This is a genomic window from Sediminicola luteus (assembly GCF_040566555.1).
Lineage (GTDB): Bacteria > Bacteroidota > Bacteroidia > Flavobacteriales > Flavobacteriaceae > Sediminicola.
In genome coordinates this window covers 43,288-59,173 of sequence record NZ_JBEWYP010000006.1, presented here as the reverse complement: position 1 = coordinate 59,173, position 15,886 = coordinate 43,288, and the positions used below count along the sequence as shown (strand labels likewise).

The following is a 15,886-nucleotide window of genomic DNA, read 5'->3' as shown; positions in this document are numbered from 1 at the left end:
TATTATCCAACAATTTCTTTTAACTCCTTTATGGTTTGGGTAGGGTTGCTCGAATTGAACACAAAACTGCCCGCTACTAGAACATCTGCTCCAGCATCTATCAAATCTTTAGCATTCTCTGCGTTAACGCCCCCATCTATTTCTATTAGGGTATGTGCCTTTTTTCTATTGATCAATTCCTTTAGGGCCTTGACCTTGTCATAGGTGTTTTCAATAAAAGACTGACCTCCATATCCGGGGTTAACGCTCATAACACATACAAGGTCGATATCATTGATGGTATCTTCCAATAAATGAATATTTGTATGTGGGTTGAGGGCAACTCCGGCGGTCATCCCTTCCGCCTTTATAGCCTGTAATGTTCTGTGTAAATGGGTACAAGCCTCATAATGTACGGTTAGGTTATTGGCGCCCAATTCAGCAAAATCCTTGATATATCGATCGGGATCCACAATCATTAAATGTACATCTATGGTTTTGTCGGCATGTTTGGTAATAGCTTTCAAAACGGGCATCCCAAAAGAGATATTGGGGACAAATACTCCGTCCATTACATCGATGTGAAACCAATCGGCCTCACTCTTGTTAACCATTTCTATATCTCTTTGAAGATTGGCGAAATCTGCTGCCAATAGGGAAGGGGCAATGATTTTTTTGTCCATATGTAGTAACTACCTAAGTTTTCACAAAGATAATGAATTGTTATGGTACTAAAGAAAGCCCTTGATCTGTAAAAAGTAAGGAAAGGAAGAGGCTCGCGTAAAGTTGGGAACTATAGCCTAAAAAGCCGAGGCTTATTTATACCAACGTTTTTTGTTCTTTTTGGATGCTTCTGATTTTCTACCCTTTTTGTGTTTGCTCCCCTTTTTCTTGTGTACTATAGGTTTAGCCTGGGGATCTAAAGGATAGGGATGGTCTTCTTCCACTTCCAATTTCGTGAACAGCATTTTTTGGATACTGGCCAAGTAAGGTTTTTCATCCGCGGAACAGAAAGAATAGGATTTACCGAAATTTCCGGCCCTACCGGTCCTTCCAATTCGGTGTACATATGTTTCTGGCACATTGGGCAGGTCAAAGTTAATGACTGCATCCAATTGATCGATATCCAGGCCACGGGCGGCAACATCGGTGGCAATTAAGATGGCTGCCTCCTTGTTCTTAAAGTTATTGTACGCTTGTTGGCGTTCACTCTGTGATTTGTCGCCATGCAGGCTTTCCGCCTTATAATTATTACGGAGAAGGGTCTGTTCTAACTTATCTACCCCGTATTTGGTGCGTCTAAAAATGATGATATTCCCTTTTATTGTATTTCTTAAAAGGTGAAGACACAATTCAATTTTCTTTGGTTTCGGCACATAATACAATAGTTGTTGTACGTTATCCGCGGCCGAGGAAATTGGGGCCGCTTTAACCGTTTCAGGGTCCTTTAAAATTGCGCTTGCCAATTGCGTCACCTTATACGGCATCGTTGCAGAAAAGAGCATCACTTGTTTGTCCTTGGGACAAAGGCGCTCTATTTTCTTCACATCATCAATAAAGCCCATATCCAACATTAAATCAGCCTCATCCAAGACCAAGGTCTCTACATAGTCCAAATTGATAACATCCTGTTTATGAAGGTCCAATAAACGACCAGGTGTGGCTACTAGAATATCAACTCCTTTTTTAAGGCTTTCAACCTGTGGTTCCACGGAGGTGCCCCCAAAAACAAGAGCGGTGGTAAGGTTTGTATATTGGCTATAAGCTTTAAAATTATCGGCTATCTGAATGGCCAATTCCCTTGTTGGGCTAATGATCAATGCTTTTACTGTCTTCGCCTGGTTAGTGGCGTCTTGTCTGTCAAATAATTGCTGTAAAATTGGGAGGGCAAAAGCAGCGGTCTTACCCGTTCCTGTTTGCGCTGAGACAATAATATCTTTTTTTTCCAAAACTAACGGGATGGTCATCTCCTGCACGGGAGTTGGTTCATCGTAATTCATTTCAGCAATGGCGCGTAAAATGGGTCTGTTCAGCTTTAAATCTTTAAATGACATATGGACAATGGTCTTAAATAATTAAGGCAAAGGTAGGTTAAAAAGGACATTCACTATAGCACTGGGAAGGATGCCCCCTTTTTAGTTTGGGAAATTCGGCTTTTAAGAAGACTATAGAATTCAAAATCCTTTTTTAAAATTAAAAAGTACTACGGTTTTGATATTGGCAGTTCCAGTTAGCTCTCCTGGTTTTTCGGGATAAAATTTCAAGCAGGGCATATTGTTGTCCTTCAGGAAAAACCCAAGAATATGTTTTTAAAATAATGATTATAAGGTGTTTGTGATTAATTCTTCGAAATGAATTATGCTGAAATATTTAATTTTAGCCAAAAGTTAACTCATTTTTTAGAAGGTTGAATCTGAATAATTAGTAATTTTATGTTTACTCGATTGATTGATATCAATAGGGAACAACAATTGGATTTTCAGGTAGCTGAAAAAACCGATTTCTATTGGAATGGTGAAGAACTAAAGCGCGATAATGCCTAGTTTAAGGGCACTGATTCCTACCATTTCAAATATCTATTAAATCAGTAGATACTGTTCAATTTACGATTTTCCATAGTTGGAGGTGCATCATTGAACAATATCCAATACACCCTCCCCCACATTAGATTTTGAGCTTTAGGTGGTAACGTATAACTTGTAGCGAATGGGATTTTCTATCCCATATCCTTTTATTCTTTGAGAAGTTTGGCGCACCATCATTTTACGGTTAGAAGATGCGAATTAAGGCATCATCATAACTGATGTTTAGTATTTATGGAGAAATTTTAAATGTAGTTTATTATGGAAAAGAGGAAAATTATTGCTGTAGTAGGAGCCACAGGGGCTCAGGGTGGAGGCTTGGTCCTGGCAATTTTGAATGACGGATCAAAAGAATTTGAAGTACGGGGCATAACTAGGGACACAACTTCTGCCAAAGCAAAGGAATTGAGCAAGTTGGGCACTCAAATGGTACAGGCAGATCTGGACGATAAGTCAAGCTTGGTATCAGCTTTCAAGGGAGCGCATGGCGTTTATTGTGTCACGAATTTCTGGGAACTTATGTCACCGGAAAAAGAGATGGCACAAGCGAAAAATATGGCGGAGGCCGCCAAAGAGGCTGGGGTACAGCATGTGATTTGGTCTACGTTAGAGGATACCCGAAAGTGGATTCCTTTGAGCGACAAGCGCATGCCCACATTAATGGATAATTATAAGGTGCCTCATTTTGATGCTAAAGGAGCATCTAATTCATATTTTGAAAAAAGTGGGGTTCCCTATACCTTTTTATTGACCTCCTTCTATTGGGAAAATTTCATAAGTTTTGGAATGGGTCCCCAAAAGGATAAGAATGGAAAACTAACCATCGCTTTGCCCATGGGCAGCAAAAAGCTTCCTGGTATTGCCGTTGATGATATTGGCAAGTGTGCCTATGGCATCTTTAAGGGAGGTAAAAAGTATCAGGGAAAAACTGTCGGAATATGTGGAGATCAGCTTACTGTGAAGGAAATGGCAGCTGCTTTTTCCAGTGTTTTTGGAACGGACATCGGATATTCCGATGTGCCGGTTGAAACCTATCGAAGATTAGAATTTCCAGGGGCAGATGATCTGGGGAATATGTTCCAATTCAATCAGGAGTTCGAAACCGATTTTTGTAAGGCTAGGGACGTTAAGGTTGCCAAGGAGTTGAACCCAGAGTTAATGTCATTTGAAGCTTGGTTAAGAAAAAACAAGAACAGACTGGAGCCAAGTATTAGGGGGGAAGCGGCAACTGCTTAGAAGAGAGCTCCCAAGGCATTTGGCAATTCAACAGGAAAGCAAGCATTGATGAAAATCAATGCTTGCTTTGTACTTTGAAGGTTGTTTATTGAAATTTCTACTTGAGTCTAAAGGGTCAGTAAGCCCTGTGACCTTAACGCAAGAATTGGTTTGGAAAACCAAAACAATTCAAAATCCTCAAAATGGGTTTCAAAATCAGTTTTAAGTTGACCAAAGGTGAGTGTGTTTCCAGCGTTGACGGATATTTTTTCCAGAGCCTCCAACAGCCATTCCCCATGTTCTTTGGAAACCGTTATCTCCTTGCTTTCCATTTTTCCGTGAAAAGAAAGTTTTAAAAGCTCCCATGTCCTTCCCTTTTTGGATTTGCTGCTAACTTCCGACAATGGCGTTCCGCCAAGCCATATGATTTTTGCATTTGGCCGCACTGAAAATTGGGGCTGTGCTTCCAGGGCATGGGCGATATAATTTCTTTCGATGGTGGTTTTGGGAATTTTAAAATCGAACCATTGTTGCAGTGGGAAGTCAAACCCTATCCCATGCATAAAATTAAAAAGGGATTTTTTTAGGCCATAGCTAAACTGATCATGGTCTATCCCGGTGGTATCTTTAAACTGAATGTCATTATTGGCAAAGGTTATGGGTTGATAATCCGGGATAATATGATAATCTGTCGGATTTAACCCAACTGGACTATGCGCCGTTAGGGCAAATTGATGCCAGAATCCCGATTGAAGAATCCCCAGTTCAAACATCTGTCGGACCATTTCAAGACTGTTCACTGTTTCTTGCACGGTTTGGGTAGGGTAGCCGTACATTAAATAGCAATGGACCATAATGCCAGATTCCGTGAAATTACGGGTCACTTGGGCGACCTGTTCCACGGTTACCCCTTTTTGGATCAATTTCAACAAGCGGTCCGAGGCTACTTCCAATCCGCCAGAAACGGCAATGCACCCAGAAGCCTTGAGAAGAATGCATAGGTCTTTCCCAAAATTTTTCTCAAACCTGATATTTGTCCACCAGGTCACCGTTAACTTTCGCTTGATTATTTCCAGCGCCAGGGCACGCATTAGGGCAGGCGGGGCGGCTTCGTCCACAAAATGAAATCCACTTTCCCCTGTTTGTTCAATGAGTTGTTCCATGCGGTCCACCAACAATTTGGCGGCAATGGGCTCATATATTTTTATATAATCCAGGGAGATATCACAAAATGTACATTTGCCCCAATAGCAACCATGCGCCATGGTCAATTTGTTCCAGCGGCCATCACTCCAGAGGCTGTGCATGGGATTGGCAATTTCTATAACGGAGATATATTTGCTTAGAAGTAGGTCCGAATAATCGGGAGTGCCTACATCACTTTGCTTGTAGTCTGGTTTTGACGAAAGATTGTTGTAAAATACAGATCCTTCCTTTTTTAAAAAGGTCCTCTTTAAAATGGCGGTACTATCCTTGGTTTCTGGATCTAAACAATGTGAAGCCAAGAGCTCAATAGGAAGCTCCCCGTCATCGAGGGTGATATAATCAAAGAAATCAAACACCCGTGTATCGGAGACAGATCGGAGCTCCGTGTTGGGGAAGCCTCCACCCATGGCTGTTTTTATTTCTGGGAACTTCTGTTTGATAAACTGCGCACATCTGAAGGCACTATATAAATTACCAGGAAACGGCACAGAAAAACAAACGAGTTTTGGTTTTAGACTTGCAATCCGTTCTTCTAAGATTTTTAAGGTGATCTGATCTATATGTGTAGGCTCTTTTTGGAGGTGGTCATATAGTTCGTCAAAGGAATTGGCGCTTCTTCCCAAACGCTCTGCATACCTGCTGAAACCAAAATTTTCATCGAGACATTCAACGATAAAATCGGAAATATCTTCCAAATAAAGCGTGGCCAAATGTTTGGCCTTGTCCTGTACGCCCATGGAGCCAAAAGCCCAGTCCATGTCATCGAGTTGTTCAAACCTGGAAGCTTGGGGTAAAAAATATGGGGTACAGATCTGTCTGCCAAAAGTGGCATTGTTACCCTGCAGGAAGGAGACGATTGGTTCTATGGTTTGCAGGTACTCCTCTTTTAAGGCATATATCCGTTGACTATTGGTACTACTAATGGTTTTATTCGCTTTGGCAAGGTCAAAGATGTCCTGCAGCCCTTTTCGGGAAAATAGTTTCAGTAATACTTCTATCCCCAAATCCATCTGAAAGGCACCGATATTTTTGGTGTTCAGAAACCCCTTTAAATAGGCCGTTGCCGGATAGGGTGTATTCAGCTGGGTAAAAGGAGGCGTTATGAGAAGCAGGTCTTTCAAATGCTCTTAAATTTAATAATGGAAAGTATTTAGATATGAAAATTTCCCTGCAAAAATAGTGGAAAAATAAGAGGGGAAGGCAGGTTAAGACAAACAGTTGTGGTTGGTAATGCCTAAAAGTGGATAATGAGGGACTCAATAAATAAAAAAAAGGGTCCTAGGACCCCTTTTTAGTTAGGTTGGGTTATTGTATCAAAAGGATGACCTCCTGATGGGGGACAGGTTGTACATGCCTTTTTTACTGTGTTGTTTTTTTACTGTGTTACTCTAAAGTGTTGAAGATCAAACGTTAGTTTAAATTTATATTACCTGTCATATAAAGGACACATTGGCCGCTGATCTCGACCCTATCTTTTAAATAGGTGCACTTTAAATATCCTTTGCGATCGGAAAGTTGAATTGCAGTCATATCTTTTTTGTCCAGTACATTGGACCAATATGGGGTGAGCGTGGTATGTGCGGAACCGGTTACCGGATCCTCGTCAATCCCGGATTGTGGGGCAAAAAATCGGGATACAAAATCTACATGCTCACCCATTGCGGTAACAATAACCCCGCGAACAGGCAATGCAGCTATGACCTCCAAATTTGGTTTCAGGGACACCACATCACTTTCGGAATTATAGACCAACAAATAATCTGTTTTTCCTTTATAAGCAGAAATTGGAGCTAAACTAAAACCATCCAAAATTTCTGAAGTTAATGCGATCTCCTCAATAGTATCTGTAGGAAAGTTTAAGGTCAATAACTGTGATTGTTTTACAACGGTCAACCTGCCACTTCTGGGAGAATGGAAGTGAATAATATCGCCCTTATGTCCTTCATGGTTGAACAGGACAAAGGCTGATGCCAAGGTAGCATGGCCGCAGAGATCTACCTCTACCTTAGGTGTAAACCACCGTAGTTGGTATTGATCCTGATCCTTGACATAGAATGCCGTTTCTGCAAGGTTGTTCTCCTTGGCAATTTTCTGTAATAATTCGTCCTCCAACCAATGGTCCAGGGGACAAACTGCGGCAGGATTTCCCGAAAATACCTTATCCGTGAAGGCGTCTACCTGATATATTTTTTGTGTCATTAATGTGTAACTTCTAGTGCAATTTCAGTTCCTTGGGCATTATATTGGTGCCCCTTTCGCTGGGGTATGATATTGCTAATTTTAAATCTACTATTCCTATTTTATTTCTGTTTTACCTTCACTTTTTAAAATACTGTTCACCTTTGGTAGATGAAGCTCTAGCGTCTGTTCAAGATCATTCAATAAACCATCTAATTCAGCAGATAATTCTTTGAATACGAGATACGCCCCATCTGTGGGTTTGGCATCCCCATCTTCCAAACTTCTTCGTAAAGAGGCCAATCTGTTGTTCAGTTTAATTGGAAAATTCAGTGGATCTTGACCAGATTGGTTCTTCACTTGATAAAGCTCTTCCTCTATTTGTGCTATTTTCGATGCTAAAGGAGTTATGGCGTTGTTGAATTCAGAAGATTTTAATTCGTCTTTATAGGTGTTGAGTTGTTTTCTTATGTTTCGTATTCTAATAACAGCTTCATTTGCCTCACTGGTCCTATTCTTGATTTTTGTGGCCAGCTCAAATTGTTCCTGTAGATCCTCAGGGGTGATGCCTTTTAAATTAGGGTCCATTTTAATGGCAAATTCCATTGTCTGTTCTACATCTCCCACTTTCATGCGTACTTTATAATTGCCCAATGGCGCCTTTGGTCCTCGCTGTGGACTGGCACTCCATATGATCATTCCGTCAAAAGTGGTTGCCCCTGGATATCGCAGATCCCACGTAAAAGTATTTATGCCCTTTGCCGTGGTAGGTTTTGAGGAGCCTCCTCGTTCCCACCAGGGAATATTTGGGTCTACTTCATACTTGGGCTTGCTACCCGTGAAGGAAGAAATGAGTTGATCCTTGGCATCTAAAATGTCAATAGTAATCGTATCCATTTCTGATTTTAGGTAGTATTGGACTTGGGCGTCATAAACACCACGAATGGCATCAGCAGGTTGAAAAAGAACGGCTGGCTCGGTCTTCATTTTATCATTGTATTGGCGCAAGGGCTGAATATTGTCCAAAATCCAGAAACCACGGCCGTGGGATCCTAATACTACATCATTGTCTTTGATGACCAGATCGCGGATGGGGGTGTCCGGTAATTTCAATTGTAGACTCTGCCATAGTGCCCCATCGTTCATAGAGAAATATACCCCGTGTTCCGTTGCTAAAAACAGTAATCCTTCCCTCTTAGGATCTTCCCTCACGGCACGTGCAAAATGACCATCAGCAATACCGTTGGTGATTTTTGTCCATGTTTTTCCGTAGTCATGGGTCTTGAAAACATAAGGTTGTCTGTCATCTACTTGATAGCGGTTAGCGGCAACAAATAATGTGCCTGGACGATGTACAGACTCATCGATAATACTCACCCTCGAAAATTTAGGTAGGTCTTTAGGGGTAATATCCGTCCAGTTTTTACCACCATCCCTGGTAATGTGAATTTTTCCATCGTCGGAGCCCGCCCAAATCGTATTGATATCATGATTGGAAGGGGCCAGGGCAAAAACGGTAGCATATATTTCGGGTCCGTTCATATCCATAGTGATCACGCCACCAGTTTTTCCAAGGGTTGAGGGGTCCGCATAGGTCAAATCTGGACTTATCTTTTCCCAAGTTTGGCCATCATTGGTTGTTTTCCAAACATGTTGGGAACAGGTATACATGACTGATTCATCCTGTGGGGCAAACATAATTGGGAAGGTCCATTGCCATCTTTCTGGAAGGGCACTGGCAGGTTCTCCTGAAAAGAATCTTGGATATACTTGTATGTCCCTGGATTGACCATTGCTGCGATCGTAACGGGTCAATAGTGCGCCCTGACTCCCTGCATAGAAGATATCTGGTTTGCTCGGGTGTTGGGTAATCCATCCACTTTCGCCACCGCCAACGGCGTAATACCAACCGTGGTTGGGTCCTCTGGCCATCATATGTTCCCATCCATCGCTAGGTACGGCAACGGTACTATTGTCTTGCTGCGCCCCAGCCACATGATAGGGTACATCGCTGGTGGTCATTACATGGTATAATTGGGTGGTGATATAATCTTGTTCCGTCCATGTTTTACCGCCATTTATGGTCACGTTACCACCTCCATCATTGGCATTGATCATACGATCTGGGTTATTGGGATCTATCCATAGATCGTGATTATCACCATGGGGAACCTCTATGGTCTTATCAAATGTTTTTCCACCGTCGGTCGACTTATATAAGCCTGTATTTAGTCCATATACCGTTTCCTTATCCCACGGATCGGCATATATTCTAGAATAATAAAAAGCCCTTTGGCGTAATTTTCGTTCATCATTGGTGCGTTCCCAAGTCTTTCCACTGTCATCGGAGCGAAAAACGCCTCCTTCATTGGCTTCCACTATGGCCCAAACCCTATTGGAATCGGCTGGGGAAACGGTAACCCCGATTTTTCCCAATGGTCCTTCGGGCATTCCTGGATTTTTGGATAAATCGGTCCAGGTATCACCTCCGTCTATTGACTTCCACAGTTTACAATCGGGACCACCGCCCCACATTTTCCAAGCTTTACGTTGTACCTCCCAGGTACTTGCATAAATAGTTTTTGGGTTATTTCTATCCAAGATGAGGTCTACAGCTCCTGCCTTGGGACCTACATAAAGTACTTTTTTCCAAGTAATTCCACCATCTATGCTTTTGAAAACACCACGTTCTTCATTATCTCCGTATGGGTGTCCCAAAGCCGCTACATATACAATATTGGGATCCGTTGGGTGAATGCGGATTCGGGCTACGGCCTGAGTTTCCTTCAATCCCATATGCCTCCATGTTTTTCCTCCATCGGTGGTTTTATAGACCCCATCCCCTTGGGTGATGCTACCCCTTAATTGTACTTCGCCCATACCGATGTAAACGATATCTGGATTGGTTTCCGCAACTGCCACGGCCCCAACGGAAGAACTGGTCACTTGTCCGTCTGTAACCGGGAACCATTCGGTGCCTCCGTCCACAGTTTTCCACAGACCACCACCGGTAGCCCCAAAATAATATTCATAGGGCCTTCCTGGGCTTCCTGCAGCCCCCAGAGATCGGCCACCGCGATAGGGACCAATATTGCGCCATTCCAACTGCTCGTAAAAATCTTTAGGAATGGAAGTGTCTGTTTCTGTTGTGGTTTTGACCTTGCGCTGGGCAGAAGTAGAAAGAAATGAAAATAAGAATAGGGCTAAAAATGCGGCTTGGTAAAACTGCTTCATAGGTAGTTGTTTTGTTAGGTGATGGACTTCAAAAATTCTCGGTGTTGAAGATAATAAAATCAATAAAATAGAACACTAAGGAAGTCATAAACAATTTCTGATTGATTCTTTCAGATGAAGATCAATAGCCACACAGTTCTTTGAAAATTGTGCTCCAAGAGTGGACATTACCTTGTTTTTTCCCCATTCGTACGATAATAATATTCTTTTCCGGGAAGATATAAAGGAACTGCCCTAAATGACCGGAAGCCGATACGATATAGGGAGTCTTGCCGTTTTTATTGTAGAGCCACCAACAATTTTCATAGTAGAGTTCCTTGCCAAATTCATGCAGTTTGTGATCTGGATCTATGGACATGCTTTTGTTGATCCAATCTTGGGAGATCAATTGTATGTTGTTCCATTGTCCTTTGTTAAGGATAAGGCGACCAAATTTTGCAAAGTCGATGGCCCTCAGATTAAGGCCACTCTCCATTTTGGTCATCCCAGACGCTTCGCTGTCCATGCTCCAAGATCCTGCATATTCCATTCCCATATGATTCCAGATTGCCTCTTCAAAATAGGCGGCAGGGGAAAGGCCTGTAACTTTTTCCAAGATCATTCCCAAAATAATGGGATTGTAAGAATTGTATTGGAAGCGACTATCGGGAGGAAAGGTTATGGGCAGTTCCTTTATCCTTTCTCGCAGATGAGGTTTGTAATAGGCTTTGGGTTTATCTCCCCAGGGCAAATCATGGTCTTTAAATTGAATGCCACTTCGCATGTCCAGGAGATGGGCAATATGAAGGTCATCGTATTGGGTATCCATCTGTTTTAATTCAGGTAAATAGGTGGTCACCTTATCGCCTTCGGATTTAATATACCCATTATCAATAGCTTTGCCAATGAGCAGGGAAGTTATGGATTTGGCCGTGGAGAAGGAGGTGTTTATGGAGGCACGGTCGTAACCGTTGTTATATGTTTCATAGAGAAGGCTATCGTTTCTAATAAAAAGAAAGGCTGTGGTTCCAGTATTTTTAATAACCTCTTCCAAGGGCTCTTTACTGTTTTCTTTTACTGTGACCATTATCGAACCAAAATTCGATTGGGGCGTCGAAAGGAAATGAAAAGGTGCTTTAGAAGGGGCAAAATCATGATTTGGAAATTTTTCATGGTCCAAGATGTCCGATGCCCTCCATTTGAGCCAGCGTCCCATATAGGTGTCCGTGCTGCATTGTGCATAAAGGAGGGTACAAGTGGCAACACCCAAAAGGATGATTTTTGTTCTTGTTTTCATACTTGCTTAAAGCACTTATTTCTTATGGTTTACCCTAGTCGGTTGAATCATAAGAGTTTAGATGTATTAAGATAGTGAAAAGCTTGTTTTGTTTGTATTTGCAAGCTCCCTTTTAATTTGCAGATGATCCAAATGATGTCCAAGTAAGCTCTTGGTACCCACGCACTCAAACCCCATTTTTAGATACAGTTTTTTGGCCTTGGGATTGTTTTCATCTACCAATAATCCTAAGGTCTGTTGCTGCTGAAATACATATAGATTTATTAGGTGGTTCAACAATTTAGAGCCTACTCCTTTTCCTTGCACGCTCTTGTTAATCGCTATGGTATCAATGTAATATTCCCCAGTTTGAGTTTCGTCCTCAATGTGCAGGCCGGAAGCATAATGTTCGGCAATATGATCTAAAATAGGCTGTCTTAGTTCGTATAATTCCGCCCCATTATACAGGTTAACCACCCCAATTATTTCGTTGTCAATTTCTGCGACGTAACAGTTCCGGAAGGAGTATTGGTTATGCTCCTTCTGAAGAAAGTATGCTAAAAATTCTTTCGCTTTGGTATAGTCCGTTTCTCCAATGAACTTATAGATCATTTTTTCCAAAACCAACATTAGAAGTGTTGCGATGGACTCTGCATCCTTAGAGGTGGCCTTTCTGATCTTCATTTGTTATAGGGTTTATTCAAAAATATAAATAGTGTACCTGGAAGATATGAATCCCATTACATTTTAAAAAGTTCCAAGCCCTTGATCGTGAAAAGTTCAGAGCTATAAAAAATAATAGATTCTTTAGTGGTTCTGTTGGATATGTCTCTAGGGGATTTGCGATTGATCCTTGCTTTGGTATTGTTGAAATTCATGGTATGCACGTCATCTATATCATCCTTTTCATCAGTAGAAAAAGAGATTAGATTTTTTTCAGCCTTCCATGTTCCTTTGCCATAGAAGTTTTCCTGAGTACAAGAAGTGCAATTGAGCTTGCGGTAGAAATTGTATAAAAAAGTACCATCCGCTTTCAGGGATAGGGTCCATTTCAAGACATGTCCGGTTTCATTTTCTGGTGAGATACCATAAGTTCCTGCATACGATTCCGTTTGGGCAGATAAGGAAAGGTAACTGACTAAAAATAGTGATAGTAGTAGATTTTTCATACCTATATAGAGGTTGGTTCTTAAGTAATTTGATTGCACTAATCATGCCAGAACAAGACACAAAAACAAGGTTCATTGAAAATAGACATTCATTTTCAATCTGTATTATCAGCGCAAATAGAAATATAATAATCATCCAAATCGCGAAGTGAAAATTCCATCCGTCCTGAATTCTTATTCAAATGTGGCTCCTCCTCTATAAAGGCCTTCAGGTCTTTTGCATTTTGCCATAACCGATCCAAATTATCCACTCGAAAGTACAATATAAGCCCATGACCCGGTTTGATTTTTGCGTTGGTAAGGGTAGGGTGGCCGTGTTCATCCCATTTGTGCAAAGAAAGAATCTGATTTCCATCCATATCGGTCAGAACTTCAAAAGAAGTACCCCCGTGTATACCCTTGCAATTCAGGAGTTTTTGATACCAGGAGGAACTTTTATTCACATCTTTCACGGCAAGGATTGGTTCTGTTTTTATCATTTGTACGGTTTTATCCCTAATTGATCAATTTTAGGTACTCATCATGCTCTTCCAAGATACACAAACAGTAGATAAATGCAAAAAGCCCAAGTGTTGAAACTTGGGCTATTTGAAAATGTATGGGATATTAATTTTTACTTGGCATAGGCCCCAGAGGAATATGTGAGCTCATAACTATGGGTGTACACTTCAAATACAATTCCGAAAGGATCTTCCACATAACACATCTTGTAGGGCTTATCGTTGGGGTAATATTCCCTGATCGGCATTCTTTGCTTACCACCGGCAGCAACTATCTTCTCCACTAAATTTTCAATCTCCGGATCTTGGATACAGAAATGGAAAAGTCCAGTATTAAATGGACTAAATTCAGGGGCCTCCTTAATTCCGTGCGGGAAGGAAAACAATTCTATGCCAATGCCATCCGAAGTGGAAAGATGTGCGATTTCAAATTCGGTCCAAACTTCGCCAAATACGTCAATACACATTTGACCGATCGCGGTATCCCTTTCTTTTTTGACCGTAGAAGGTTCCATAATGATATACCAGCCCATGACTTCCGAATAAAATTTTACAGCTTCTTTGATATTGGGAACTGTAATCCCGATATGGGAAAAGGATCTTGGATAATTAGTATTCAATTTCATAGTGTTCAATTTTAATGATGCAACAAATTTAGGTTATATTTGCCTTAATGGCAATAACTTACCAAAAAGTAATATACCTACCAAAAAGAGTAAAATATTGATATTTAGTTATATATAGATATGAAATTGAAAAAAGAATATGACTGTCCGTTACATTTAACGATGGATCTTATTGGAAATAAATGGAAACCTCTGCTTTTGTTCCATTTACTAAACGGGCCATTGAGATCAGGGGTTTTGCAAAAAACAATTCCTGGAATATCGAACAAGATGTTTACACAGACCGTTAGGGAATTGGAGCGCGATCAACTTGTAAGCAGAAAGGTGTACCCAGTAGTGCCCCCCAAGGTGGAATATGAATTGACCGCAACCGGAAAATCGTTGGAATCCATTTTGAGGGATTTAGATACATGGGGAAAACAGCAAATGCATTAAAGTTTATGCCGCCATTTCCTTTAGAGCTTTTACAAATACATCCAGTTCCTCAGTTGTAGTAAATACATTTGGTGTTATTCTACAGCCGTGAACATTGGCATATTTAATGGCAACCGTAAAAATGTGATAGTCTTCGAGGAGTTTTTTTGCCATGATTTCAGGTTCCATTCCTTCAATGCCAACATTGGCAATCCCGCATGCCCTTTGGGAATCTGCAGGTGTATTCACTACGATTCCTTTGTGGTTTCTCACTTTTTGGGTCCAATATTCCTGTAAATATCGCATTCGGGCTTCTTTCCTGGCCCCTCCCAACATATTGTAATAATCTATGGCACTTTCTATGGTCAAATCGTGATAAACAGGTATTGTTCCCGTATGGTTCAATCGTGAAATATCACCAGGTTCCCTCTTGTCTTCTGCAAAAATTGGCCATATGGTATCTATATGTTCATCTGCGACATACAATAAACCTGTACCTAGAGGAACCGCTAACCATTTGTGCAAACTGGAACCATAGAAATCACATTCTAGGTCATTAATATCAAATTCGATATGACCCACACAATGTGCCCCATCTACCATAACCTTGACACCTTTGCTGTGCGCCATTTGACAAATCTTTTTTATGGGCAATATTTGTCCCGTAATGTTGATCATATGACACACCATTAGCAATTTTGTCTTATCGGTGATTGCCTCTTCGTAAACCGCTACAATTTCCTCATCGGATTTTGGATGATTGGGTACTGAAATTTCTTTGTTTATGATACCATATCGCTTTGCTACTTGTTCAAACATCACCTTCATGGCCCCATAATCCTGAATGGCATATACAGCTTCATCACCTGCAATCCAATTCATCCCGCTAATAATCATATCCAAGGATTCTGTGGTATTTCTTGTAATGATGACATTCTTCGAGGTAGATCCAATGATTTGAGCCAGTTTTTCTGACATCCGTTTTTTGTTTTCCCATTGCACAGTTCGCATATAATATGAACCTTCATAGTTTACCATATCTATGTTTTTGTGAAGGGCGTTAAGCGTAGGGGTGGGGATGATGTTGTAATATCCGCTTTCCAGGTTGATATACTCTGGTTTTAGTTTATAATCCTGGCGCACCTTTAACCAAAAATCTTCATTATGGGCTACTATGTCTGCGGGTATTTTAGCTATGCTCTCAAGAGAAGTTGCCATCGCGCTTCCATAAAATGGGGCCCCTATGACGGCCAAAGACATGTTTTTTAAAAAATCACGTTTGTTCATTCGGTATCAATTTGAATAAAGATACAGAATTATTAAATGTGCCTTTGATCTCGTTTTTCCTTAGCATTATAGAAAATGCTCATAGTATCAAAGTCGGACATTCCTACCCTTTAAATGACATGTCTAAAGGATTGGTTTATCGGGATAAAAACCTAAAGTAAAGGTGGAGAATAGGTAGTATCCTTGTCAAACACACTTCATTATTTTTTTGAAGATTATAATACTTAATAAAATTGTACTA

Annotated in this window: 13 protein-coding genes; 2 read left to right on the top strand and 11 right to left on the bottom strand. The window is 40.9% G+C overall.

What is annotated here, in order from left to right; genetic code table 11:
- Positions 1-2 precede the first annotated feature (2 nt).
- Both rpe and ABXZ32_RS11160 read right to left on the bottom strand, forming a co-directional pair.
- Positions 3-662 (bottom strand): ribulose-phosphate 3-epimerase, encoded by a 660-nt coding sequence (gene rpe / locus ABXZ32_RS11165; protein WP_354618760.1) that lies wholly within the window; start codon positions 660-662, stop codon positions 3-5.
- A 132-nt stretch (positions 663-794) separates the two neighbouring features.
- Entirely contained in the window at positions 795-2,033 is a 1,239-nt protein-coding gene (locus tag ABXZ32_RS11160; protein ID WP_354618759.1) for a DEAD/DEAH box helicase, read from the bottom strand.
- Positions 2,034-2,822: 789 nt separating this feature from the next.
- Between ABXZ32_RS11160 and ABXZ32_RS11155 the strand changes: the two genes are divergently transcribed.
- Positions 2,823-3,797, top strand: a complete 975-nt coding sequence (locus ABXZ32_RS11155; RefSeq protein ID WP_354618758.1) for an NmrA/HSCARG family protein — start codon at positions 2,823-2,825, stop codon at positions 3,795-3,797.
- Positions 3,798-3,904: 107 nt separating this feature from the next.
- Here ABXZ32_RS11155 and ABXZ32_RS11150 read toward each other — a convergent pair whose 3' ends face one another.
- The 8 genes from ABXZ32_RS11150 to ABXZ32_RS11115 all read right to left on the bottom strand — a co-directional run bounded on the left by ABXZ32_RS11150 (position 3,905) and on the right by ABXZ32_RS11115 (position 13,944).
- Positions 3,905-6,103 (bottom strand): B12-binding domain-containing radical SAM protein, encoded by a 2,199-nt coding sequence (locus ABXZ32_RS11150; protein ID WP_354618757.1) that lies wholly within the window; start codon positions 6,101-6,103, stop codon positions 3,905-3,907.
- Positions 6,104-6,392: 289 nt separating this feature from the next.
- Positions 6,393-7,181, bottom strand: a complete 789-nt coding sequence (locus tag ABXZ32_RS11145) for a PhzF family phenazine biosynthesis protein (RefSeq protein WP_354618756.1) — start codon at positions 7,179-7,181, stop codon at positions 6,393-6,395.
- Between the two features lie 96 nt (positions 7,182-7,277).
- On the bottom strand, positions 7,278-10,394 hold the full coding sequence (locus ABXZ32_RS11140) for a beta propeller repeat protein (RefSeq protein ID WP_354618755.1): 3,117 nt from the start codon (positions 10,392-10,394) through the stop codon (positions 7,278-7,280).
- 121 nt (positions 10,395-10,515) lie between these two features.
- A complete protein-coding gene (locus ABXZ32_RS11135) occupies positions 10,516-11,670 on the bottom strand; it encodes a serine hydrolase domain-containing protein (RefSeq protein WP_354618754.1) in 1,155 nt (384 codons plus the stop codon).
- A gap of 66 nt (positions 11,671-11,736) precedes the next feature.
- Entirely contained in the window at positions 11,737-12,333 is a 597-nt protein-coding gene (locus tag ABXZ32_RS11130; protein ID WP_354618753.1) for a GNAT family N-acetyltransferase, read from the bottom strand.
- A 56-nt stretch (positions 12,334-12,389) separates the two neighbouring features.
- Positions 12,390-12,818, bottom strand: a complete 429-nt coding sequence (locus ABXZ32_RS11125; protein WP_354618752.1) for a hypothetical protein — start codon at positions 12,816-12,818, stop codon at positions 12,390-12,392.
- Positions 12,819-12,913: 95 nt separating this feature from the next.
- The gene (locus ABXZ32_RS11120) at positions 12,914-13,297 is read right to left on the bottom strand and encodes a VOC family protein (RefSeq protein WP_354618751.1); all 384 of its coding nucleotides are present in this window, start codon (positions 13,295-13,297) and stop codon (positions 12,914-12,916) included.
- 134 nt (positions 13,298-13,431) lie between these two features.
- Positions 13,432-13,944, bottom strand: coding sequence for a lactoylglutathione lyase family protein (locus ABXZ32_RS11115; protein ID WP_354618750.1), 513 nt, complete (start codon positions 13,942-13,944; stop codon positions 13,432-13,434).
- Between the two features lie 120 nt (positions 13,945-14,064).
- Here ABXZ32_RS11115 and ABXZ32_RS11110 point away from each other — a divergent pair, with 120 nt between their 5' ends.
- Positions 14,065-14,379: a winged helix-turn-helix transcriptional regulator gene (locus ABXZ32_RS11110; RefSeq protein WP_062058547.1), complete on the top strand. Its 315-nt coding sequence runs from the start codon at positions 14,065-14,067 to the stop codon at positions 14,377-14,379.
- A 3-nt stretch (positions 14,380-14,382) separates the two neighbouring features.
- Here the strand turns inward: ABXZ32_RS11110 and ABXZ32_RS11105 are convergent, their stop codons facing one another.
- On the bottom strand, positions 14,383-15,645 hold the full coding sequence (locus tag ABXZ32_RS11105) for an aminotransferase class V-fold PLP-dependent enzyme (RefSeq protein ID WP_354618749.1): 1,263 nt from the start codon (positions 15,643-15,645) through the stop codon (positions 14,383-14,385).
- Positions 15,646-15,886 lie beyond the last annotated feature (241 nt).